This is a genomic window from Enterococcus sp. DIV0086 (assembly GCF_050498705.1).
Lineage (GTDB): Bacteria > Bacillota > Bacilli > Lactobacillales > Enterococcaceae > Enterococcus > Enterococcus faecalis.
The window spans coordinates 47,468-70,536 of sequence record NZ_JBNIDN010000003.1; the positions used below are offsets into that span (position 1 = coordinate 47,468).

Consider the following 23,069-nt stretch of genomic DNA (forward strand, 5'->3'; position numbering starts at 1 on the left):
CTATCTGAAACTTCCTTTTGATAATGATTGAACTTTTCTAATTTCGAGTATAAACTTATGATTAAGGGAGTGGACAAAAGCGATGAAATTATTACAAAGAATAGAAGAATACACTGTTAGCCAAAATAGTACCAAAAGAGAAATAGCTGAATTCATTTTAGAAAATAAGTACGATATTCACAAATTTTCAATCAACCAAATAGCTAAGAAAACTTTCTCTTCAAAGTCTGCTTTAGTAAGATTCGGTAAAGCTTTAGGATTTAATGGATGGAAAGATTTTTCGAATAAACTGATTGAAGATGTCCGCTATGAACAAACACATTATTCTGAAATCGATCCCAACATCCCTTTCACACACAAAGATAATTATGACGAAATCATAAAAAATATAGCGACAATACAAATGGAAAGCATTCAAGATACTGCGGATAATATTGATATCTTACATTTAGAAAACGCAGTAGAAATACTTCTTAATTCAAGAAGAATTGTGGTTTTAGGTGTCAGTCCTAATAATCTCTTAGGAGATATTTTTAGGAGAAAAATGACAACAATCGGAAAATCAGTGGAAGTTATTCAAAGTGGAGAAATTGGAATTACGGTAAGTGGATTAACAAAAAGTGATGCTGTAATAATAATTTCCTACTCTGGAAACGATGTATCAAGAGAACCAATGAGCTTTATTCCACAATTGAAACAACAAGGTGTTAAGTTAATTGGATTGACTAGTGACGGAGGAAATTATATACATCAAGAAATAGATACGATTTTAGGTATCTCTTCAAGAGAAAGACTTTATAAAAAGATCAGTAATTTTTCAACTGAAGAATCAATTTTATTTTTGTTAAACGTTCTATATGCTGGAGTTTTTTCCAAAAATTATATGAAAAATTACAACTTTAAAGTTCAAAACTCAATGAATCTTGAAGAAACTCGAATTTTTCATCAAACAGATATTAAAGAATAGAAATATACTAAAATTAGAGGGTAAACTCGTTGACGGATGAGCTTACCCTCTAATCTTAGTATATTTTACTTAACAAGTCTTATTTCTATATCTACATTATTATCTAATCTCTCCACTTCCTCAATATTAGAAGTTACTTTTCCTAAAATCATTAGTCCTTCAGGATCGGTATCCGGTTCAGCAAAATAGAGTGCAAAAAGATTTCCTGGTGTCCAAAAGGCTAAGTCGCCAATACTATATCCAGTTTGAAGATTTTCTGAAGGAGCTAAATTTTCTTCTAGTCTGCCGTAATACTCATGATCTCCCATTCTTTGCATCGAAATAGTTTGTGGAAGCTGTTCTTTAAATTTTTGAGCAGCAAGGCTATTGTTTAATTCAGCTTCAATCACAGTATATCCGGTTTTAATTTCAATCTGATTACTATTCGAACTCTTTATTTTTAAAGAGTTTCGACTCGCTGTATCCAATGTCTTAAACCATATGCTTACATTTTCTGTAATCTTCTGGTCATCAGATAATTCGGAAGAACTAACTCCGAGACCATTTTCTAAATCATGATTTGCGAGTAAACGCTGAAAGTGCTCTTCATAATTACCCCTACTATTTGCATAAGTATAGAAAGGGGCAATTCTCAATTTTGAGAGTTCTTTTGTCTGGATAAAGCTTTCTAATGGAGTGGCTAGTGTATCTGACCAAACGGGTCCTCCAAATAATACTAAATCATAAGCGCTCAAATCCAGATTATCCTTTTTTAATTCAGGCAATTTGCCAGATGAACGCTCTTCTTTGGAACGTTTGTGTGCTTCAGATAAGCTTTTGGGATAAGGATTTTTCAACTCAATTTCATATATGTCGCCACCTGCTACCTCATGAATTTTCTCCGCCAGCAGTTTAGTATTCCCTGATAAAGAATAGTAAACCACTAAGACCTTTTGTTTTCCGATATCAGAAGAAGCTTTAGACGAGGATTCCTTTGAATTTGTCGATGAGCATCCAGATACTAAAAGAACTATGGCAACCAGACCAGTAACCAACATCAATGATTTTGATGTAAACAATTGATTCCTCCCTATTCTTAGTGTGATGATTCCATCTCCTTAAATTTATCAAATAAATCTTCTCCTAGTTCATTTTGATAGATACTTATTTTTTCATTTAGGATGTCTAAGTTTTTCTGATAAATTTCGATTTGTTCAATAACTTTTTCCCTATGTCGAATTAATATGTCTATCAATTCTTTAGGATTATAGTCTTCACTCTTTCTCAATTCAGTATATTTCTTCATATCCAAGATCGACATTCCCGTCTCTTTCATATGAAGTAAAAACTCCATCCATAATCGATCTTCCTCTGAATAGTAGCGCAGATTCCGTTCTCTTTTTTCGGGAATAATCAGACCTTCTTTTTCGTAATAGCGAAGGGTGTGAACACTAACACCTAAAATTTTAGCAAATTCACCGATTTTATAATCTTTCATCGTACACTCCTTATCATGTCGAAAAGCTTTCCAGTTGGAATTTTTGGATCTTTTTTTACTGTCATCGCACTCTGCTTGCAGCCTGTTCTATGCGAGATGTTCACCAAAGAAATCAGTGAGTTTATCAAATGGAATCAAATCAAGTTTGTCATATAAATCAACATGTCCTGCATGAGGAACAACATATAATTCTTTTGGCTCGCTAGCTTCACCATAAACATCTTCGCTGAAGAATCTTGAGTGTGCATTTTCTCCAATAATCAATAAGATTGGTCGTGGAGAAATAGATTTAATATACGTTAACAAAGGAAAGTTCATAAATGACATACTACTAGTAATGGTAAACTGAGTTATTGAATTAGGGTGATACCCTCTAGGAGTAGAGTAAAATTCACCAAATTCTTTACCTATAGGATCTGTAGTTTCATCAAATCCAATAGCAGCACCTCTAGGCCCTAGAGTTGGTTGATTATTTTCAAAGTCTACGTAGCGTTGTTCATTTATGTCATCTAACATCTTGTTTCTTTTGGCCTCACTTAATGAATCTCCTCGTTGTGCCCGAGAAATATCATACATACTTACAGTAGCTATCGCTTTGATTCGACGATCGACCTGAGCTGCGCTAAGCGCAAAACCACCGCTGCCACAAATACCGATTGCGCCGAGTTTCATTTTGTCAACAAATGGACGTGTACCAATAAAATCAATTGCTGCACTAAAGTCTTCAACAAAAATATCTGGAGATGATACATGGCGAGGCTCACCACCACTATATCCATTATAAGAAGGATCAAAAGTCAGTACAACAAATCCTCTTTGAGCTAATTCATTTGCATATACCCCTGGGCCTTGCTCTTTAACCCCTCCATACGGCGTTCCAATAATTAAGCCTGGATAAGTCATTTTTGAATCTGAATTTTTAGGTATATACATATCTCCAGAAATTTTAATCCCATAACGATTTTTATACGAAACACTCTTCCTTTCAACATTTTTATTCAATTCAAAAATATAATTTCCATTTTGTGTCATTTTACTTCGTCTCCAATTCTGTTTAAATTAAATCCTTATTCATCACTTTACTCTACTCCTTTTTATCAAATTTATTCCTTTAAGGATTTGACTATGGATTTATCATAAGTAATAGAGTTAACTCTATGTCAACCACTTTGCTTCCAATTTGCATTTGTTAATTTAAAACAGTTATTTAAAAAGTGAATTTGAAGACTCAGAAGTCAACTTCTTCTTTTTTTAGCAGCCTTAACACATATCAAAAAATGAGATATAATACATTGATTATCTGGGAGTCAATCACTCCAATCATTCAGACCTAATAAAAACAGCTATTACAACAATTGAAATAATGGTAAACACAGCCATCAAAATCATCTCAATCTGAAATTGATTCGTGAGAGAGACAATCAAGGACAATCCAATAGGACCTCCAATTTGGTGCATCGTATTAGTAACACCACTTGCGGCTCCTGAAAGTTCATTTGGCGCTTCGTGTACACCAGCAGAAGTCACTGGTGCAAGGATTAATCCTTGCCCTAAACCAAGTATTACCATTGGAATAAAAATGGCCGACCAATAACCACTAGTAATATCAGAAAAGGCCAAAAGAATTAATCCCACAGCAAGAATGATTTCGCCTATCAGTAAGACTCGATTGTTGCCAAACTTGGAAGTTAATCTAGGCAATTGCATGGCGATTAGAAAATTAACGAGTGTAAGAGGTAAAAAAGCCATTCCAGATTGTAATGCTGAAAAACCATACTGTGCTTGCATCATTTGTGGCAAAAAGAACCAAAATGGGAGCATCGCCATCATAAATAAAAGTCGCACAACGTACGCTCCAGATCGAATCCGATTTCTAAAGAGTACCAATGGCAAGATGGGAAACGAAATACTTTTTTCACGAAGGATAAACAACCCTAAAATAAGAATTCCTAACAATACCAAAAATCCCATACCTTCAGTAAAACCATAGATAATACCAATCAAACCGACAACTGATAACAGGCTACCAATATAATCAATTCTTTCTTTCCTCATTTCAGAGTTCTTCACAAAGCGCAATGTGAGATAAAACAGAATGATTGTAAATGGGACATTGATCAAGAAGCCTGCACGCCAAGAAATAAGACTTGTTAAACCACCACCTACTAATAGTCCAACACTTGAACCAATACCTGCTGTTGCTCCGTAATAGGAAATAGCCTGTTGTCGCATATTATTCTTGTAGTTATCCATAATTAAAGCAAGAGATGTAGGCGCAATAATTGAGCTCCCAATTCCTTGAATCGCACGCATGGTAATCACCATAAATGGCGTTTGCGATAACCCAATGACGAGGGAACTAAATCCGAAAATTAGTAACCCTATTAAAAAGATTCTCTTTCTTCCCAATAGATCTGAGAGTCGCCCACTTAATAATAGGAAACCGCCAAAGGTAAGTGTATATGCACTGGACACCCAAGATAGCGACGTTGCTGTCAAATGAAGACTCTCCCCAATTTGGACGGAACTTGTAAAGATGATCGAGTTATCCATTAAAATTAAGAAATACGAGAGGAGTGTGATTGGTAAAATGATGCCAAATTTTTGCTTAGTCAAATTTCTAACCTCTTTCTATTCTATTTTTTGTAACTAGCTTTCGCTCTTTCTAATGACATTATCATTTTTATCGTGAATATAAAGAACCGCTAACTACTATATTCATCTTCCAAGTAGAAAATTTCCCCGCTTTCTTTTTGTTACTTTTGATAGCAAAAAAACTTCTATAGGGTGAGTAAAAGCACATAGAAGTATTTTATTTGTATATGGTAATTTTAGTAATATCTTTCGACTGATCATAATCTTAATTCACGTAAACTCGATCCAAAGATTTGCTCAATTGTATCTGGATCATGATGGTCGAAAAATTGACTCTTGTTCCTATCTAACGTTGAAATCAAATTCATATCTTCCATTGATAGTTCAAAGTCAAACAGTGTAATATTTTCTTTTTGACGATTAACGTGCACCGACTTAGGTATCAGGATAATGTTCCGTTGTAGTAACCATCGAAGAATGACTTGTCCAGGAGTTTTTCCATATTTTTCACCAATCTGTCTTAATAGCTTATTCGTAAAAATCCCATTTTTTCCTTCAGCAAAAGGTGCCCAAGCTTCAACCGCCACATCTTCTTTTTGATTCCACTCAACTTCTTGTGTTCTTTGAAACCAAGGATTAACTTCTATTTGATTGACAACTGGTTTAACATTCATCATTAATTCCAAATTCTTCAATTGGGCGGGCCAAAAATTTGAAACCCCTAAGGACTTTATTTTTCCCGCTTTTTGTGCTTCTTCCATAGCTCGCCAAGCACCAGCAACATCACCATAAGCTTGATGCAACAAAAAAAGATCAATATAGTCAGTTTTTAGCTCTTGTAAATCATGGTCAATCGCTTGTTTCGCTTTTTCATAGGTGAAGTTCGAAACCCATAATTTTGTCGTTAAAAAGATATCCTCACGTTTTGTACTACTCCGACTGATAGCTTCACCAATTGCTAGTTGATTATTATAAGCTTCAGCGGTGTCGATTAGTCGATAACCATTAGATAATGCCGCCTCAACTGTACTTCTAGCTTCAAGATGATTAGGGATTTGAAAAACGCCAAAACCTACCTGTGGCATTTCATTCCCATCATTCAATTTTATTGTTGGTATCATTACTTTGTCTCCTTAATCTTGTTTATGAACATCAAATGCACTTAGCAACATTTCTTCTACTCCAGCTGCATCTGGATTGTGTCTGCCCTGCCCACGATCTAAGCTGCGAATACTGTCCATTTCATCACTAGTTAGTTCAAAATCAAAAATATCTTGATTGGATTGCATCCGCTCTTTGTGTACTGATTTTGGAAAAACAATAATTCCTTCTTGGTGTTCAAAACGTAGAATTACTTGTCCCACATTTTTATTGTACTTATTGGCAATTCTTTGTAGTGCCGATTCATTAAACAATTCAACATTTCCTTGTCCCAACGGTCCCCAAGCTTCCAGAATCACCTGATTTTCAGCCATAAGTTTTCGTAGCTCTTTCTGTTGGAAATAGGGATTAAACTCAACTTGGTTTACTGAAGGTCGCATTTCGTCAAATAAACCTTGTTGTTGCCATTTTGTCCAAAGTGTAGAAGTCATATTAGAAACTCCAATAGAACGAATTTTTCCAGCGGCTTTTGCTTCAACCATTGCTTTCCATGCTTCTGATAACTTTCCATAGGGTTGATGAAGCAAGTATAAATCCAAATAATCAACCCCAAGTTTTGAAAGTGAAGTTTCGATTGCCTGTTTGGCATCTTCATAGGCATAATCTTGTAACCACATTTTCGATGTTATCCAAATTTCTTCTCGAGCAACACCACTATCCTTGACTGCTCTTCCAACTTCTTCTTCGTTAAAATAAGCAACCGCTGTGTCAATATGACGATAGCCTAAATCTATTGCTTTCAAAACTGCATTATAAGTTGCACCCTCAGTTGGAACTTGAAATACTCCAAATCCAAGTGCAGGTATCCTGTTTCCATCATTTAATTGAAAAATTGGTGTTTTGTTCATAATCAATTCCTTCCTTTCTAATCTATAGCTAGATTATAAGAGCAAATAAAGTACTTGAAAATAAATACTTTTACATGCTAGTATACACTTAGGTTAAGCTAGGAGGCAAAAACATGATTGACTATTATTTATTAGAAGAACTCACTGCTTTTGCAAAATTTGGCACACTTGCAGCCGCAGCTGACTATCTTGGTATCTCACAACCCGCAATTACACGAGGAACTCAAAAACTAGAAGAACAATTAGGTGTTAAATTATTCATTCGAACACCAAATAGAATCACCTTAACAAAAACTGGTGAATATGCCGTACAAAAAGCACAACGACTATTAGATGCAAATCAAGCGTTTGTCGAAGACGTGATAACCTTTAATCATAATATGGAATCCGTAACTATCGCATCCACGGCTCCAGGACCTTTGTTTGTCTTAAATCAAACAAGGAGAGATAATTTACTCATTCAACAAGAATTAATTCAGACAAATAAAATAGCTGAACTTCTTTTAAACCGAAAATATACCTGTATCGTGACAAACCAGCCATTGAGCAATCGTCGCATTCATTCGAGCTACCTCGGTCAAGAACATCTATCAGTCAGAATTAATAGTTTTTCAAATCTAGGAGGGAAACAATCAGTTACTTTTGAAGCTCTTTCTGGATTAAGTTTTATTGTCCGCAATGACATTGGCATCTGGGCTGACCTCATACATGAAAAGATACCTGACGCAAAATTTATTTATCAAAGCGAAGCAGATTTTACAGAGATTCGAAATTATTCGATTTTCCCTTATTTTGAAACAAATCTTTCTTCCATAAGTTCCACCTGGGATCCAGAAATATCCAATGACCGTGTTCCTGTAGAAATTTCTGATAACAGCGCAACTATGAATTTTTTTGCTAATTATTTAATTGAAAATCAAGAGATAATGTTACCACTGATTAATTTGTGGCAAGATGAATGGAAGAAGTTTGATTAGAAAGCCTAAAAAATTAATTAAGGAGGAATTTTCTACTAGCATTGTCTAATTAAGTGCAACGTTTTTCATTTGATATAAGTTTAAAATTCTTCAATTACTTTTTCTTATTGTATAAACTGTTTTTCTCTGCTATATAAAGAAGGTGAGTAGAATAATCTACTCTACTCACCCGTCTATATATTACTATTTATTTGACTTAAGAAGCTTCATAGTCATATGAAGTAATCTTTAAATCTTTAAAGAACCCTTGTGTGCCAATATCCACAAACAGCCCAATTGAACCTCTTTCTTCAGAACCTAATATTAAATTATTCACAATAAGAGCTGGTGTTTCTTCGTCATTCACATAGAAATTTGCAGTTTGATCCTCAATGACAGCTTTTATTGTAATCCATTCATCAAGACCTATATTAGCCGAAGATTCAAAATCTGTAATTCCTCGCTCTCTAAAATAATCAAAAGTGTAATTGGGATAGGAAAAATATTGTGTTCCCCTATTTTTTCTAATAGGATCAGACACTCTTCCATTTGCGGGTCTGATATAAAATGATTCAAAGGAAGAATCATCCTTATTAATTCGAAAAGCAATTCCTATGAATCCTCTTGCGAAATCAGGTGCCTCTGGTAATAGCCTACTTAGAACTTTTACTTCAATTACTCCGTTGTGAAATGAAATGTCTTCTATTTTGCAATAAGTGTTCTCATCAAATTCCATTATTTTTTCACTTTTAATTACCTGCAGGACTAGTTCACCCTCAAATTCTACTAATCTAGAAGTGGTATGAACAGGCGTAAATTTAAATGATTCTATACTCATTTGCATCTTCTCCTCATCAAAAACTGTTTAAATCAATATTAAATTAATAGAATCTTTTTGTGAAGTAGGCACAAAAATATAACCATGATTTATAATTGAGATTTGTAGTATTTTCCCCATTGTCTCATAGATTCGATAACTGGTAAAAATGATTCTCCTAGTGGTGTTAATTGATACTCAACATGAGGAGGAACTTTTTTTAAATCTATTCTATCCACAAGACCATCATCTATCATTGAACTCAAGCTTTCAGTTAAAACCTTCTGAGAAACACCCGCCAAAGAACGTTTAAGTTGTGATGTTCTTTTGGGACCTGAGATAAGATCTCTAATTATTAAAAGTTTCCATTTACTACCAACTAATTGAACTGTAGTTGCAACGTCACATAAAGGCATTTCTTCTTTTTTTATCATTATATTTCCTTTCAAATTAAATCTATTCTTTTTTTAGCTAGACAACGTATATTATACTCTGTCTCTTTCACTTTTTCATATGTTTAACAAATTTTTTGTAAATATCTCCTCACTGTTGCAAAATAAAACTTAATGACTTATCGTAAAATATCTCATATGGGGTTTTCCAATTCAGGCATTTTCTTGGGCGGTTATTTAATTTATGAACGACTGAGCGAATATACTCTTCTGAAACTGGAGTCATATCCGTCCGTTTAGGCAAATACTCTCGTATCAGTCCATTTGTATTTTCGTTTGTTCCGCGCTGCCATGGAGACCAAGGGTCTGCAAAGTAACAATCAATACCACATAATCTGCTGAAGTACTTGTATTTAGCAAATTCTGGTCCTCTGTCTGGTGTAATGGTTTTGCGATGTTTTTTGTGCAAGGGAGATAGCAATTTTACAATCATATCCCTTACATAAATTGAATCATTTTTAGGAATTCTTCCAGCTAATAAAAATCGAGATTTCCGATCAACGAGTGTGACAAGACATGATTTTCCTCGGTGTCCCAAGACAGCATCAGCTTCCCAGAGGCCAAGTTCTTCTCTATTTTCAGCTTTTGTTGGTCGCTCATGAATTGTTTTCACATCCGTAAATCGTCCATGACGACCGCCGATTCTTTTAGTCACTGATTTTCTTCCCTTTCGTCTTAACATTTTTCGTGCACCAGGACTTCCTACAGGAAATCCTTCATCAAATAGACCATTGGTCTTCAAAAGGTAGCTTACGAGTGATTTCCCTATACGGTGACTGTTCCAAGATTCTCTTTCTTCCGCACTTCTGCTTGTTCTTATGATACGATTTTTGAGCTAGAGAAGGCGAATAAGCTCTAAACTTTTTAGTATTCCTCTTAAGTTCCTCATAACAGTTGAAGGGCTTCTTTTGGGAAAAGAACGATTAATCGCCTTTACTGACGCAGTGTTGGCCATTGTCATGACTATCTTAGTCTTAGAACTTAAGAAACCAGATTCCATTAGTTTTTCTGGATTTTGGGCATTACGAGAGAATTTTTTTACTTACACACTATCCTTTTTTGGCTAGGCACAATGTGGATAAATTTGCATAACGAATGGTGTCACGTCAAACGAATCAATAATCACACTATCTGGGGAACGGTTATTATGCTCTTTTTTTCTTTCCTATTTCCTTATAGTACTTCCATTGTCTCTGAGAATTTTTCAAATTCTTCTGCGCAATTTTTTTACGGGATCATCGTCATTGCTATTACTATTTCAAATATCCTAACTCACCAAACTTTGATAAAAGAAAATGCTGAAAATTATTGGTCTGGTACTTTCGATTACAGTTTGGCCTCAAGCGATGTCTTATGCTGTATTATTAACTCTACTTGTCCTAGTGATTCCAAACCAAATCAAATTTATCCGTAAAAACCTTAGTAAATAATAAAAAGCTAGTCCGAGAAAAATGATTCGTACATTTTCTCAGACTATTTTTTCTATATTATTTTTACTTGAAATGCTTGGATGTTTCTATTTTTAAAAAGTGCTAGCGACTTGTCTTGTGATCTTCCATTCGCCGTTGATTTTTTCAAAGAAGACAGTCATTTGTAGATTCCAAATTGTTGGACCATTTCCCCATACGCGCGCTTTTACACGGCTTTGACCAATTAAACTGGCACGGTAGCCTTCAATATGAACATCCTTAATCATAGATTCTTGCCAAGAATAGTACTTCATCTCTTCAGAATCAATCTGATCTAGCCATTCAGACACTGACTGTACATATCCAGTCATATGCACCAAAAAGGTATCCGGCACCAAAAGATTTTCTAATGTGTTTCTATCCTTAGCCACCATAGCTTGGTTGACTTGGCGGTATAGGGATTTCAAAATATCTTCATCTTTCATCTTCTCATTCCCCAATTCTATCTGGTTAAACTAAATAAATCACTACAAAGAATTCAACATATTTATATCTAAAGACCGACCTATTTTAGTCTCATACTGTCAGTTCATACTATTATTAGTTGGTCCAGTTGTTTCCATTCATCAAAAAATAAAGCTTACCATTCTCAATTTTTATCAGTTAATCAAGTTATAAAAACTAGTCTGAGGAAAATGATTGGTGCATTTTCTCAGACTAGCTTGTTTAACAATCGCTTATTCTGGACGATTAATCCCCAGGCTTTCTCTTATTCCAAATTTTGGTTCATGAATCAAGCGTTTTACCAAATCAGCGATACCTGCTACAGCTACATCATGTCCGCCAAATGGCTCACCTTTAAGGGTGATTTCATATTCCGTAGTGCCGTTATCGAACCATCCTGGACGAATAATTGTATAATCCAAGTCAGAAGCTTCAATGATATCTGCCGCCTTACGATAAGTTTCCAAGACTGGATTATGGGAAAGGTTACCACCACTACCTACAGAGTTGGGAATTTCATCATAAATTCCCATTGAAGTAATGAAAATCAGTCGCTTAACAGGTGAGGTTTCCATATCGTTCACAATACTTTCTGCCATAGCACCTAAATTTCCACTTAATGCAACAAAAACCGCATCCTGATCTGTCAGTGCTTTTTGTAAGTCCCTTGTGGAGTTCACATCTCCAGAAATAATAGCCTCTCTACTGGAGTCACTTTTTAACCTGCTTGTATGTCGAGCAAACAATGTCAACTTATCATCTGTTTCCTGCAATAGTTTTTCTCTGACAGCATTTCCGACTGTTCCTGTTGCGCCAATTAATAATACGTTCATTTTACCACTCCTATTTAACAATACCCAGAGTCATCAATATACTGGGCGATTCAATCCTTGAGTAGCTGCATCAGCTATTCCGATACTATCTTTACTATATAAAGTTGGGTCTGAAATAATTTGTAAAATCAAATCTGCAATACTTTTCCTTGAGCCAGAAACCCCTACATATGTCTCATCTTTATGAGTCACCTCATACTTAATTTCATCTCGATTGTTTAGCCAGGGTAAGCGTAAGGTTGTGTAATCCATGCCAGAGTCTGCCAATAAGTGATCGGATGTAATCGCTGCGTTTAAGCCACTTCTCACTTGAGCCAAGTTCCAACGACCAAATTCACCTGGTACCTCATTATAAAGTCCGAGAATATTCGTATAAAGTACCCGCTTTACTCCATTCGTTTCCATCGCGGCAATCACATTTTTTGTAGGACGATTTTGATTATCGTGATCCACTGCTGCCACAAAAACTAAATCTTGCCCTTCCATAACAGCTTCTACTTGATCTCGTCTGTTCAAATCTACCTCTGATAGAATGATCCGGGAGTTACCTGCCAAATTTTGTAAGCGAGATGGATTCCGTAGTCCCAAGGTCAACAAGACATCTTCAAAGGCGCTTTCAGTTAATATCCGTTCCTCCACAATACGGGCAATTTGTCCATTTGCTCCTAAAATTAATACATTCATTTTATTTCCTCTTTTCTAAAGTCGAAAAGGTAACAGCCATATTTTTTAATCTAGGCAATAACCAATAGAGACTTAATAGCTTCTCGCTTGTCCATTGCTTCATAAGCCAATTGAACATCTGCTAAATCAAATTGTTTGGTAAAAACTTTTCCAGGATGGATCTCTCCTCGAAGAACAGCATCCAATAAAGCATTTTTATCGTGAGTGGTTACCGCAGCGATTCCGCCTCGTAATCCAATGTTTTTCCAAAACAGTTGATTGGTATCTAGTTCATCAATATGAGGAACGCCCACTCGACCAATCACAGAACCTGGACGACCAATTTTTGTTGCTGTATCTACAGCTTGCTGAGTTCCGACACACTCCATTACTGCATCAGCACCGGCACCAGTGAGGACCATGATTTCTTTAATTGCATCATCACCTCGAGCTGCAATAATATCCGTAGCACCAAACTCAAGGGCAAGTTTTTGTCTGTCCTCATGACGACTCATCGCAATAATTCTTTTTGCGCCTAACAATTTAGCTGCGATCACACCACAAAGTCCAACTGCTCCATCTCCAATAACGGCAACTGTGTCACCAGTCTTTACTTCGGCACTGACTGCCGCATGATATCCTGTCGCCATCACATCAGCTAATGCAACAAAAGAATTTAACATATCTTCTGAGTAGTCCTCTGGTTGGCCAGGAATTTTTACTAGTCCCCAATTTGCACCGATATAGCTTAAATATTCAGCTTGGTACGTACTAGCGCCAGCGGTATTATTCAAACAATCACCATCGAAGCCAGCCAAGCAAGATGCACAATGTCCACAACCATGGGTAAAAGGCACAATCACAAAATCGCCTGGCTGCACACTTGTTACATCTTTACTGACTGCTTCTACGATACCAATGGCTTCATGACCGGCAAATGTTCCTTTTTCTTTTTCTGAAATTCCACGGTACCACCATAAATCTGAGCCACAAACACTCGCTCTAAGCACACGAATCACGGCCTCATCTGAATGCTCAATGATTGGCTTTTCAACTTCCTTTATTTCCATCTTTCCAGGTTCTACAAATACAGTTGCTTTCATAATTTCATCTATCCTTTCAATTCATATCAATTCTTTGATCAATTTGCGCCCACAATTTGATGAGGCACATACACCTCTTCTAAATATGCGACATCTTCTGGTGACAACTTCAAATCTAATGCTGGTAGTGCATCAGTTAAGTGGCTTTCTTTGGTGGCACCGATAATTGGTGCTATAACAGATTTTTTTTGCAATAGCCAAGCTAAAGCAACTTGTGCACGTTTTACTTGGTATTTATCGGCAATTTCTGCTACTCTTTCGACAATGACTCGGTCTTGATCTTCTGTCTTGTCATATTTCGATTTCGCTACGGTATCAGTTAGAAATCGATTTGTTGTCGCTTCCCAATCGCGAGTCAAACGTCCGGAAGCCAACGGACTATAGGGGGTCACTGCTATTTTTTGATCATCACACAAAGACATCATTTCTCGTTCTTCTTCACGATAGAGTAGGTTTAAATGGTTTTGCATTGAGACAAATTTAGTCCAACCACGTTTGTCAGCAACTGCTTGGGCTTTGGCAAATTGCCAAGCGTACATCGCAGAGGCACCAATGTAACGCACTTTTCCAGACTTCACGATGTCGTGCAAAGCTTCCATTGTCTCTTCAATGGGCGTATTGTAATCCCAACGATGAACAATGTACAAATCTACATAATCCATTTTAAGACGTTCTAAGCTTTGATCAATTTGATAAAAAAGAGCTTTTCTAGACAAGCCACCACTATTAGGTGCCTTTTTCATAGTTACAAATGCTTTTGTAGCTACGACGATTTCATCTCTGTTAGCAAAATCCTTGAGTGCTTGTCCTAAAATTCGTTCACTTGCTCCATAAGAATATACATTTGCTGTATCAAAAAAATTAATCCCTAAATCTAAAGCTTTTTTGATAACCTGACGGCTTTCTTCCTCTTCTAAAACCCACTCGTGAAACCCACTATTGGGATCGCCAAAGCCCATGGTTCCAAGACAAAGTTGCGATACATCCATACCAGTGTTGCCGAATTTTACATAGTCCATCTTTTTCCCTCCAGTAGTATTAATTTAACTAAATATTTCGTTTCTTATTAACACAGTTTGAAAAGTACTTCAAAATAAAATGCGTATCAATTTTTCCTTAATCGATGATATCTGTAGAAGCCGCAATATCTGCTTGCGCTTTGAATTGTTTAATTCTCTCTTCTAAGACATTGATTGTGTCATTTAAGGCTTGTGATCCTAAAACCAAGCGCATTGGTGCAGGATTTACATCTACACTTTCAATGATACGGGTAGCCATTTTTTCGGGATCGCCAGCAGCCAAGCCATTATCTGGATTTAACATTGTCAAAAAGGCGTGAGCTGGATTTCCATTATATTCAGACATCAAATTTGCGACTTGAGCACTGCCGTAACGAAATTGTGTTCGAGCGCCACCGGGTTCGACAATCGTCATTCCGATATTAAATGGAGCGACTTCCTTCGCCACTGACTCAACAAAACCTTCAATCCCCCATTTTGTCGCATGATAAAGTGAATTTCCGGCAAAAGCAACTTGTCCACCATAGCTAGAAATTTGAACGATTCGCCCATACCCTTGCTTACGCATAAATGGTAATACTGAACGAACCAATTGAATTGAACCAGTCAGATTCGTAGCAATAATCTGATCGATTTCTTCATCCGTTAACTCCTCTGCTGCACCAAACAATCCATAACCTGCATTGCTGATGACTACATCAATTCTACCTAGCTTTTTATAGACATTTTTTACTAGATCGTTGATTGCTTTGACCTCTGTTACATCAAGAAACTGTCTGAAAAACGTATCAGGATAAGCTTTCATAAACTCTCGTACGTTCTTATCGCTTCTCACAGTACCAACTACTGTTTCTCCCTTTTCTAATAATTGTTTTGTTAGTTCATACCCAAATCCGCTGCTGACACCAGTTATTAACCAAACTTTATTATTCATGATCGTTCCCCCTAATATTTTCTTCTGCTTGATTCACACATTTTAATCCGTTGAGAACTCTCGGATAACCAAGATAAGGAACCAAAGTGGATAAGACATTGATCAAGAATTTTTTGCTATTTCCGATTCTTATATTCGCTTCAACATGAGAGCGTAGTTGTGGTTCGCATCCTCCTTGAGCCGCTAAAAAACAAAAGGTAATCAGTTCACGCTGCTGATAGTTTAAGCCAGTTCTCGTATAATAGTCTCCAAAACAATTATCAACTAACCATTTATTGATATGACGGCTTTCAATCGGTCCTTGGTGAGCAAATCCCTTCATCTGCTCACCAAGGATAGCGATTTGTGCTTTTTCTCCCGCACTTAATCGCTCGTCGATTTTCGTTGTTGCTTGCCCTTCTAAAGGTAGCGAGATACCCATATCACCAAAGCGTTGATTCGTCGCCCTCAAAAAAGGAAAGACACGTCCTATGCCTAGATAAGCAACTGATTGATAGACAATTTCTTTGATTTCGATAGGGGTCACACCAAAGTTTATTGCTGCTGGAATCATCGCATTAAACTCTTCGATTCCCTGACATCCAATCAAACCAGCCAAAATTGCGAGAAATCGTGTGTGCTCCTCTAGATTATCTTGTTGAATCACCTCGTCAAAAGCAAAATTGTCAAATCGTTCGATAAACTCTGGGTCCGTTTGTAAAAAACTGGATTGATAGTCTGGAAACATTTTTTCGTGATACTGATTCGCTTGTTCTGTAATATTCATAGGATTCTCTTCCTCTTCTTAAATTCTACTTTTTTTAATTCAAGAAACAAATCTTCTTTCTAATCACATGGATAAGAAAAACTTATGCAAAAAAAGAACCTCTCATTATGAAAGATTCTTTTCAGTCTGATCCCGAATTATTTTTTTCAACAACTCAGCAAATTCTTCAATATAATAATTCGTTTCGGTTTTCTTCCAAAATGCACAATACTTTCGCGTGATTGGTGTCTCCTCTTTTTGAACAGGAATTCGTTTCGTTGTTGCAATCGGATCAGCCAGAATACCAACATTCTCAATCGGTAAAAAACCGCGATTTCCAGCTACCATCAAGCGAGCTTCATCCAAGTTTTCCGCGTAAATAAAGTTGTTCGAAAACCCCAGTGTATCTTTGTAAAATGCCTCTTCATGCTGTCTTTGATCTTTGGACGTAATTAATATACAAGGCGTATCAATGAGATCATTCACATCAAGTATCGTTTTTTTACTCAAAGGATTCCGACTTGAAATCTCAACTGACGTCGTAGGCTGGATAAGCTCAAAATTAACATAATCAGGTGAAAATGCCCGTCTTTGATCGCTTAAAACGAGATTAACTGATTTTTGAAGTAGTTCTTGGTACAATTCCTCATGAGTTCCATTTATCAAATCAATCGTAACTTCTGGGTATATCTCAGAAAACTGGGCAATCACTTGATGCAACACTTGGCCCCCATAAATTTGAAGATAACCTATTTCAAGATGTGCCTCATCATCATTTCCAATTCTTCGGGTTTCTGCCATCATTCGATCAATTTGACTCAATAACTGGCGACTTTCACGATAAAAGTACTCACCAGCCGCTGTCAAGCGAAATTTTCTGTGCTGTCTTTTTAATAATTCTGTTCCTAATTCATTTTCAAGCGATTGGATTTGTTGTGAAATTGCAGATTGTGAGACAAACTCTTGTTCAGCAGCTTCTGTAAAGCTGTTGTTCTCCACCACGGAAATAAAGTAACGCATTTGTCGAAGTAGCATTCAATCCCTCCTTTTCATTTAGAAGTAACATAAAATAGAATCAATAATTAATATGAAATGGATCTGCATGTACTTTTGCTTTAACCAATTCATAGCTGCTTAACTAAAAAACATTAAACTTATTATTCTCGATTTTTATTATAGCATTCTCAACAAAAATAAAAATAAATTTTTAAATTAAACCAAAAAGAAATTTCAACAAAACATATCAGGGGTTCCCATATCCCAAAATATATTCACTATTTTTTTGATAATCTCTTTTTGCAATTCGATCACCTGAATTTCCTTCAATCGTGTAAACAGTATTATTTTCATACTTCTCCACAATCCCTACATGATCACTGACACCATCTCCATCCCAATCAAAGAAAATAATCGCTCCACTTTTCGGTTCTACACCTCCGTCTTGCCATTGGTTATTCGCTTTAAAATTATTTATTCCTGTTGGACAATAGGCAAAACGGTCCATCTTCACGTTTGCTTTTTCCGCCACATAAGAAACAAAAGTTGCACACCATTCTACACGACTGTTAAAACCATACCAACGCCAGTATTTTTTTCCACCTTCATGAATGCCTTCTCCTAGCTCATCTGATGCAATTTTCGCAATCTCGGAATTTCCACCAGTGCCAGTATTACTAGAATTAGAAAAGATATATTGCTTCACAATTTGACTATAAAACATGTTGCCATACACATAGCGATAATCATACCCTAAGCCAACTGCCACTGGATTTGTATAGGTAACTCTCTGTCCATTTGCTTGATTCTTGGAAAACTGAATGGCACTCTCCAGTGAGTAGCTTTTGCCAGAATGACTCAAAAAGCCACCTCCGAAATTGTATGCCTGCACAATATTTAAAACCTCATACTCTCGATGACCTTTCCACATATCCGCAAAGTATTTAACCCCGACTTCTATTGATTCATCGGGGTCTGTTATGGCATTTGGTGGTCTTCCTTGACTTTCACTACACTGCATAATATCGGGATATTTTTCAGAATTTCCACCTGATTCTACCATGATAATTCCTAATAGATAAGGCACAGCTTCGGGTATTTCATTTTTAACCGCTTCTTTTGTTACTTTTTCTTTCCAACGAAGCACCGTTTCTGGAAGATTTTGTTCCTCTTCCGTACCAGTAACACTAGTCGATGAATTTTCTCCACCAATCAATAAAATAAAGACAAAAAAGAAGCCAAGTAAAAATAACGGCATACTCTTAAATAGCTTCATAAGCTGATTCCTCAATAGCTTCTACTTCCTCATAGGTTTCTTGTCTAAGCTCACCTATTTCTTTTGCTAATTGCTTGGATTCTTCTAGTTCTATAGATACTGGTTGATCCTGCGATTCATGAGTAACACGAGGTGATTCAGTTCGATTAGCCTTATTTTCTTCAATTTGGTCTATCTGACGTTGCTCAAATTCCTCATAACTAGGTTGTTGGTAAATAAGTCCACCATCCATTTCTTCCAATGGTAAAGACGTTTCTTGATCCACTGTTGATGCCAGGGTGAATGGGTCTATGTCCGATTCACTATAAGAAGATACTTCTTCTTTTTCGCTTATACTACTTGATTCTTTCCTTTCAGTTGAGTTATCCCTTAATTCAGTCGCAGGCTCTGATGATGCAGTATCGAATGACATAGTTTCTGGAGAAGTCGTGTCATTTCCAGCTTGAACCAATATATTATCTTGAAAATCATTCTGTCGATAAGCATGATCCAACTCTACACCTGAACGAATGTAATTATTTTCTGCTGTTTGTGTTTTATATGCTTGCTCAGCTAGTCGGTTCTGTTGATCTTCTCGCTGCTCCCTCTGTTGTTGCCGATTATTGGTAGCTCTCTTAGGAAAAGTAAAATCTCGTAGTTCTGTTTTTCCTTTCGTCAATGACCGAACAATCTGTCCTTTATTCTTCCAAATAAACACTCCTAATAAGACTTTGACAAATAGTCCAACTAACATGGTAACAATATTGGTGACGACAAAGAAAGAATCCAACAGATTGATAATAGAAAAAAGTAAGCCAAAACCAAAGCCAATGCCAACCTTTGAAGCAAACAATGTCCCTAGCATCATAAAGCCATTTTTTAACAAATGATGCATATTGGGGATTAGTGCTAAAAAGAGCAGGGATGGAAAGAGAAAAATGATTCCGTAAATCAATAGCTGAATCAAAATATTGGCAACACCTATTAGTAATACCGCAGTCCCTATCACAAGTAACATTACAAACGTATTCAGTAATACAGCGACTTTTTCCGTCATACGATCCGAAGTCAGATAAGAATTTTTTTCGGAATCTTGCTTGATTTTTTTCTCAATTTCTTTCGTTTTTGCTTTGTCAAAAGAATCTCCTTTTTTGACTAAATATAGCTCAAATTGTTCCTTTGTAATGTCTGCTTTTCCGAAATTGAGTAATGCATAGGGCTTAATGATAAATTCATCAAAAATCAGGTTACGAATATTGCTGGTACCATCAAGTTGCTGTCCACCACCAATCAGTTTTTCTGTTGTAGATCGATTGCTGCTGTTTAGACTACTACTCGTTAAATCTACTAGTTGCCCTTGAGTATTCTGTGAAATCGTATTGACCTCTTGCACTTTTTCTGCACCATCTGAAAAAAACGCCATGCTCCCAGCATAAATCAATGTAAAGATACCAAATCGAATTAAAGCTTTGCTAATCCCCTTTTCAAAAAAATCTTTGACAGATATGACAATCACAAAGGTGAAAAGTAAGATACCTAACACGCTAAATAATTGATTATAAATGGAACCAGCTGTAGAAAACAAATCTGGCAATATCCCGTCCAAAAGATTTAGACTAAATAATTTATCAATGACATAATCAAGCGCAAGAACCATGTACTTAATCAATCCAAAAGCAAGGTTGATTAAGGCGTTTAGAACACTTTGTAAATTCTCATTGATACTAAACCAACCTCCTTTTTCAAAGAAGGACTGGAATGAATCAATATCGAATAAATCTTTTAACAATAGGCTCGCTCCCTTCTATGCACTAAAGGCAGTTTCCAAATCTGCACTTGAATTTTTCTTTACAGTTTGTAACATTTGATGCAATTCTTCATATGGACAATAGACCAACATTTTCCCAACACGTCCCCGTAAATCTAAATAAAGACAATGGTACTTAGGTAAATTCTTTAGCCACTCAATGTTTTCCTCACTCACTTCTAGCCCTAAATGATGAAGAATCTTTTCTCGTTCGTCCTTATCGTCATAGGCAAAGATACGCCCAAAGTTCCCAGTGTCGTCTTCTTCTGCAGTATCTTTTACCGACTGTGTCACAATAATTAAGGTATTGTTAAAGCTTCGACCGACTCGGCGCATGGATTTAATAATCGCTCGCCCATTTTTTGACGTGTTAAAAATCCAGCTTTCATCAAAAAGTACCACGGTGCTTTCTTCACGATCTCGCAAACCAAACAATTCACAGAACTTCCCAATACACATCATTAACATGATTGATTTTCTCTGGGTAGCACTATAATCACTGCTTGGTGTTTCTGCCCTTGGCATTTCTAATCCTAACACTTCCAGTACAGTCACTTTGTTATGAAGATTTAAGCCTTCATTTTCACCATAACTAAATGCCAATTCTAAAATAGATCCTTGAACGGATTTTTTGATCAAATTAGCAGTATCTCGTACTTCTTCATTATCATTTTCTAACATGAAATCAACTACATGAAGAAGACCCACTTGTTCTCCACTATCTCGTTTCTTCAAGACAACTTCAATGCCTTCTAACATGGCTAGACGAGATTTTTTCTCTCTGACACTCGTAAAATCATACAATTCTTCAAATAAATCTTGTGCCATATCTTTTGCCGAAACTCGGTTCGGAACAAAACAAATGGGATCAAGAACACCTTTATTAGTCTCTTTGTCTGGATCAAGTCGGACTTGATGAAAGTACTGCTGAACAAATGCACACGTTTCAGGATACTTTTTCTGATACACTGGCTCATTGATAACTTCCATGATCCAATCAAAGAATTCGGATTTTGGGTCAACATAGAGCCCTTTTCCTTTCATCAATACAGAGAGAAAGAACACAAACTTAGCCAAATAAGATTTTCCATTTCCTGTGGGTCCTGTAATAGCAATGTGCGGACTATTCGCTTTCTTATCAGCGATATCACTTTGATTACCAATGGAAGGATTAAAGAATACTGGCTTACGACTGGTTTTCGCAATTTCTTTCGGCGTTAAATTCCGTGTATTTTTCAATTCTGAAACCATACCAATGGGGATGCCTACATTGTCCCCAATTCTATTTTCTACTCCTAACATCAATTCACTGATTCCCTCTACTGTAGTGTAATGAATCCAATTTTTTTCGGGTCCTAATTTATTTCCAGACAAGAATTGATGAAAAAGAAAAACTTGATCAGCCAATCCTTTCACCACATCCACATTACGAGACTGACACAAAGAAAGTACTGTACGAATTCGGCTACGACACTCTTCTGGCGTTTGTCCAAAGACACCAAAAAGCCCCAACCATTTAATGACTGGGACTCGTAAATCAATTTTATTGTTTAAATCAGTCAGGGCATATCGATTGAACCGACTGGATTTCATTTCGGCATCCCCCATCGAAAGGGTTTCTTTGGCACTATTCTTTAAGCGTTTGGATGCTCTAGAAGATTTCCCTTTTAATCCTTTGCCTCCTTTCAAGGGCTCAAAATGGGCCTTCAATCGGAACTCAACTGGAAACGGCAGGCTTTGAACAAGCTCTGCCACATGATTAAAAGCTAAGTTTGGCGCAAATTTATGAATCGGTAATAGCGCAATATAACTGGTTCCTTCTAAACTTCGTAGCTTTAACAAGCCTTGTTCCTCAGTAGGGTCAAGAATCGTATCGGTTAATGAATATCCTTCTTTTTCAATAAAGTCACTATCAAAAGAAGTATCCATCCCACGAACATAGGGATAACGACAGACTTGCAACACTTCTTTTTCAGTTAGTCTTCGACCATTGATCGCCCCGACTAGCTGAAAGACTTCTGCTTCAATGATGCGATAACGTGCCAAAAAATCCTCGTCAATGATCATGTGATACTGCATAATCGCTAAGAGTTTGCCTGCATAATAATCCACCAGTTCCATTGCTTTTCCTTTAAGAGAAGCGGCAGACGACAGACTAGAAATCTTCACTCCAATGTAAAATTTCTCTGTTGTAATCACTCGTAGCTGACTTTCTAATTCAGACAAGGTTCGATCAATTAAGGCATTCCCCATATCTTGGGCTTGTTCATCAAAGCTTTTAGAAAAAGCAGACAACCGTTCATTGAGATTATATGAATGGGGATTAAGAAATAGCTCAAAATCTTCAAAGCGCCGCAGACTTTGAAGAAACTGTTGCCATTTTCGTTTATGTTTTTCTTGCACTTCTTTGTTCTGACCAATGACATACTCACTTGGACATGTAAAATATGCCCACACCTCATTTTCTGTCGTAATCAACACATTGTTGTACACTTTATGAAAGGGCTGTTTTAATCTCATACTTTTCC

Annotated in this window: 21 protein-coding genes and 2 pseudogenes; 3 read left to right on the forward strand and 20 right to left on the reverse strand. The window is 36.5% G+C overall.

Annotated elements, in window-relative coordinates; translation table 11 throughout:
- Positions 1 to 82: 82 nt before the first annotated feature.
- Positions 83 to 967 (forward strand): MurR/RpiR family transcriptional regulator, encoded by an 885-nt coding sequence (locus IGI63_RS16235; protein WP_429976334.1) that lies wholly within the window; start codon positions 83 to 85, stop codon positions 965 to 967.
- Between the two features lie 65 nt (positions 968 to 1,032).
- On the opposite strand, the gene IGI63_RS16240 is transcribed toward IGI63_RS16235, so the two are convergent.
- From IGI63_RS16240 to IGI63_RS16265, 6 genes are all read right to left on the reverse strand, one after another.
- Positions 1,033 to 2,025 carry a cyclophilin-like fold protein gene (locus IGI63_RS16240; protein WP_429976335.1) on the reverse strand — a complete coding sequence of 331 codons (993 nt, stop codon included), beginning with the start codon at positions 2,023 to 2,025 and terminating at the stop codon, positions 1,033 to 1,035.
- Between the two features lie 17 nt (positions 2,026 to 2,042).
- Positions 2,043 to 2,444 (reverse strand): MerR family transcriptional regulator, encoded by a 402-nt coding sequence (locus IGI63_RS16245; RefSeq protein ID WP_185420966.1) that lies wholly within the window; start codon positions 2,442 to 2,444, stop codon positions 2,043 to 2,045.
- 87 nt (positions 2,445 to 2,531) lie between these two features.
- Complete coding sequence (locus IGI63_RS16250; protein WP_429976336.1) at positions 2,532 to 3,476, reverse strand: alpha/beta hydrolase; 945 nt, start codon at positions 3,474 to 3,476, stop codon at positions 2,532 to 2,534.
- 288 nt (positions 3,477 to 3,764) lie between these two features.
- On the reverse strand, positions 3,765 to 5,060 hold the full coding sequence (locus tag IGI63_RS16255) for an MFS transporter (protein ID WP_429976337.1): 1,296 nt from the start codon (positions 5,058 to 5,060) through the stop codon (positions 3,765 to 3,767).
- A gap of 236 nt (positions 5,061 to 5,296) precedes the next feature.
- Complete coding sequence (locus IGI63_RS16260; protein WP_429976338.1) at positions 5,297 to 6,160, reverse strand: aldo/keto reductase; 864 nt, start codon at positions 6,158 to 6,160, stop codon at positions 5,297 to 5,299.
- 12 nt (positions 6,161 to 6,172) lie between these two features.
- Positions 6,173 to 7,048, reverse strand: a complete 876-nt coding sequence (locus IGI63_RS16265; RefSeq protein WP_429976339.1) for an aldo/keto reductase — start codon at positions 7,046 to 7,048, stop codon at positions 6,173 to 6,175.
- A 113-nt stretch (positions 7,049 to 7,161) separates the two neighbouring features.
- Here IGI63_RS16265 and IGI63_RS16270 point away from each other — a divergent pair, with 113 nt between their 5' ends.
- Positions 7,162 to 8,025, forward strand: coding sequence for a LysR family transcriptional regulator (locus tag IGI63_RS16270; protein WP_429976340.1), 864 nt, complete (start codon positions 7,162 to 7,164; stop codon positions 8,023 to 8,025).
- A gap of 196 nt (positions 8,026 to 8,221) precedes the next feature.
- Here the strand turns inward: IGI63_RS16270 and IGI63_RS16275 are convergent, their stop codons facing one another.
- The 3 genes and pseudogenes from IGI63_RS16275 to IGI63_RS16285 all read right to left on the reverse strand — a co-directional run.
- Complete coding sequence (locus IGI63_RS16275) at positions 8,222 to 8,842, reverse strand: hypothetical protein (RefSeq protein ID WP_429976341.1); 621 nt, start codon at positions 8,840 to 8,842, stop codon at positions 8,222 to 8,224.
- Positions 8,843 to 8,931: 89 nt separating this feature from the next.
- Complete coding sequence (locus IGI63_RS16280) at positions 8,932 to 9,255, reverse strand: winged helix-turn-helix transcriptional regulator (RefSeq protein ID WP_429976342.1); 324 nt, start codon at positions 9,253 to 9,255, stop codon at positions 8,932 to 8,934.
- Positions 9,256 to 9,364: 109 nt separating this feature from the next.
- Positions 9,365 to 10,183, reverse strand: a pseudogene (locus IGI63_RS16285) (IS30 family transposase); the annotation flags it as partial.
- A gap of 49 nt (positions 10,184 to 10,232) precedes the next feature.
- Between IGI63_RS16285 and IGI63_RS16290 the strand changes: the two are divergent.
- A pseudogene (locus tag IGI63_RS16290) lies at positions 10,233 to 10,703 on the forward strand (TMEM175 family protein).
- Positions 10,704 to 10,795: 92 nt separating this feature from the next.
- Here IGI63_RS16290 and IGI63_RS16295 read toward each other — a convergent pair.
- The 11 genes from IGI63_RS16295 to IGI63_RS16345 form a co-directional block, all read right to left on the reverse strand.
- Positions 10,796 to 11,167 (reverse strand): nuclear transport factor 2 family protein, encoded by a 372-nt coding sequence (locus tag IGI63_RS16295; protein ID WP_429976343.1) that lies wholly within the window; start codon positions 11,165 to 11,167, stop codon positions 10,796 to 10,798.
- Positions 11,168 to 11,419: 252 nt separating this feature from the next.
- Positions 11,420 to 12,019 carry an NAD(P)H-binding protein gene (locus IGI63_RS16300; protein WP_429976344.1) on the reverse strand — a complete coding sequence of 200 codons (600 nt, stop codon included), beginning with the start codon at positions 12,017 to 12,019 and terminating at the stop codon, positions 11,420 to 11,422.
- Between the two features lie 33 nt (positions 12,020 to 12,052).
- A complete protein-coding gene (locus IGI63_RS16305) occupies positions 12,053 to 12,703 on the reverse strand; it encodes an NAD(P)H-binding protein (protein ID WP_429976345.1) in 651 nt (216 codons plus the stop codon).
- A 50-nt stretch (positions 12,704 to 12,753) separates the two neighbouring features.
- Positions 12,754 to 13,785, reverse strand: coding sequence for a zinc-binding dehydrogenase (locus tag IGI63_RS16310; protein ID WP_429976346.1), 1,032 nt, complete (start codon positions 13,783 to 13,785; stop codon positions 12,754 to 12,756).
- Positions 13,786 to 13,823: 38 nt separating this feature from the next.
- Positions 13,824 to 14,804 carry an aldo/keto reductase gene (locus IGI63_RS16315; protein ID WP_429976347.1) on the reverse strand — a complete coding sequence of 327 codons (981 nt, stop codon included), beginning with the start codon at positions 14,802 to 14,804 and terminating at the stop codon, positions 13,824 to 13,826.
- A 97-nt stretch (positions 14,805 to 14,901) separates the two neighbouring features.
- Complete coding sequence (locus tag IGI63_RS16320) at positions 14,902 to 15,738, reverse strand: SDR family oxidoreductase (RefSeq protein ID WP_429976348.1); 837 nt, start codon at positions 15,736 to 15,738, stop codon at positions 14,902 to 14,904.
- On the reverse strand, positions 15,731 to 16,504 hold the full coding sequence (locus tag IGI63_RS16325; protein ID WP_429976349.1) for a carboxymuconolactone decarboxylase family protein: 774 nt from the start codon (positions 16,502 to 16,504) through the stop codon (positions 15,731 to 15,733). The genes IGI63_RS16320 and IGI63_RS16325 overlap by 8 nt, the downstream gene beginning before the upstream one ends.
- A 105-nt stretch (positions 16,505 to 16,609) precedes the next feature.
- Positions 16,610 to 17,518 carry a LysR family transcriptional regulator gene (locus IGI63_RS16330; protein ID WP_429976350.1) on the reverse strand — a complete coding sequence of 303 codons (909 nt, stop codon included), beginning with the start codon at positions 17,516 to 17,518 and terminating at the stop codon, positions 16,610 to 16,612.
- Positions 17,519 to 17,726: 208 nt separating this feature from the next.
- Positions 17,727 to 18,755 (reverse strand): lysozyme family protein, encoded by a 1,029-nt coding sequence (locus tag IGI63_RS16335; RefSeq protein ID WP_429976351.1) that lies wholly within the window; start codon positions 18,753 to 18,755, stop codon positions 17,727 to 17,729.
- Entirely contained in the window at positions 18,742 to 20,523 is a 1,782-nt protein-coding gene (locus IGI63_RS16340) for a CD3337/EF1877 family mobilome membrane protein (protein ID WP_429976352.1), read from the reverse strand. The genes IGI63_RS16335 and IGI63_RS16340 overlap by 14 nt, the downstream gene beginning before the upstream one ends.
- Before the next feature lie 15 nt (positions 20,524 to 20,538).
- A complete protein-coding gene (locus tag IGI63_RS16345; RefSeq protein WP_429976353.1) occupies positions 20,539 to 23,061 on the reverse strand; it encodes an ATP-binding protein in 2,523 nt (840 codons plus the stop codon).
- Positions 23,062 to 23,069 lie beyond the last annotated feature (8 nt).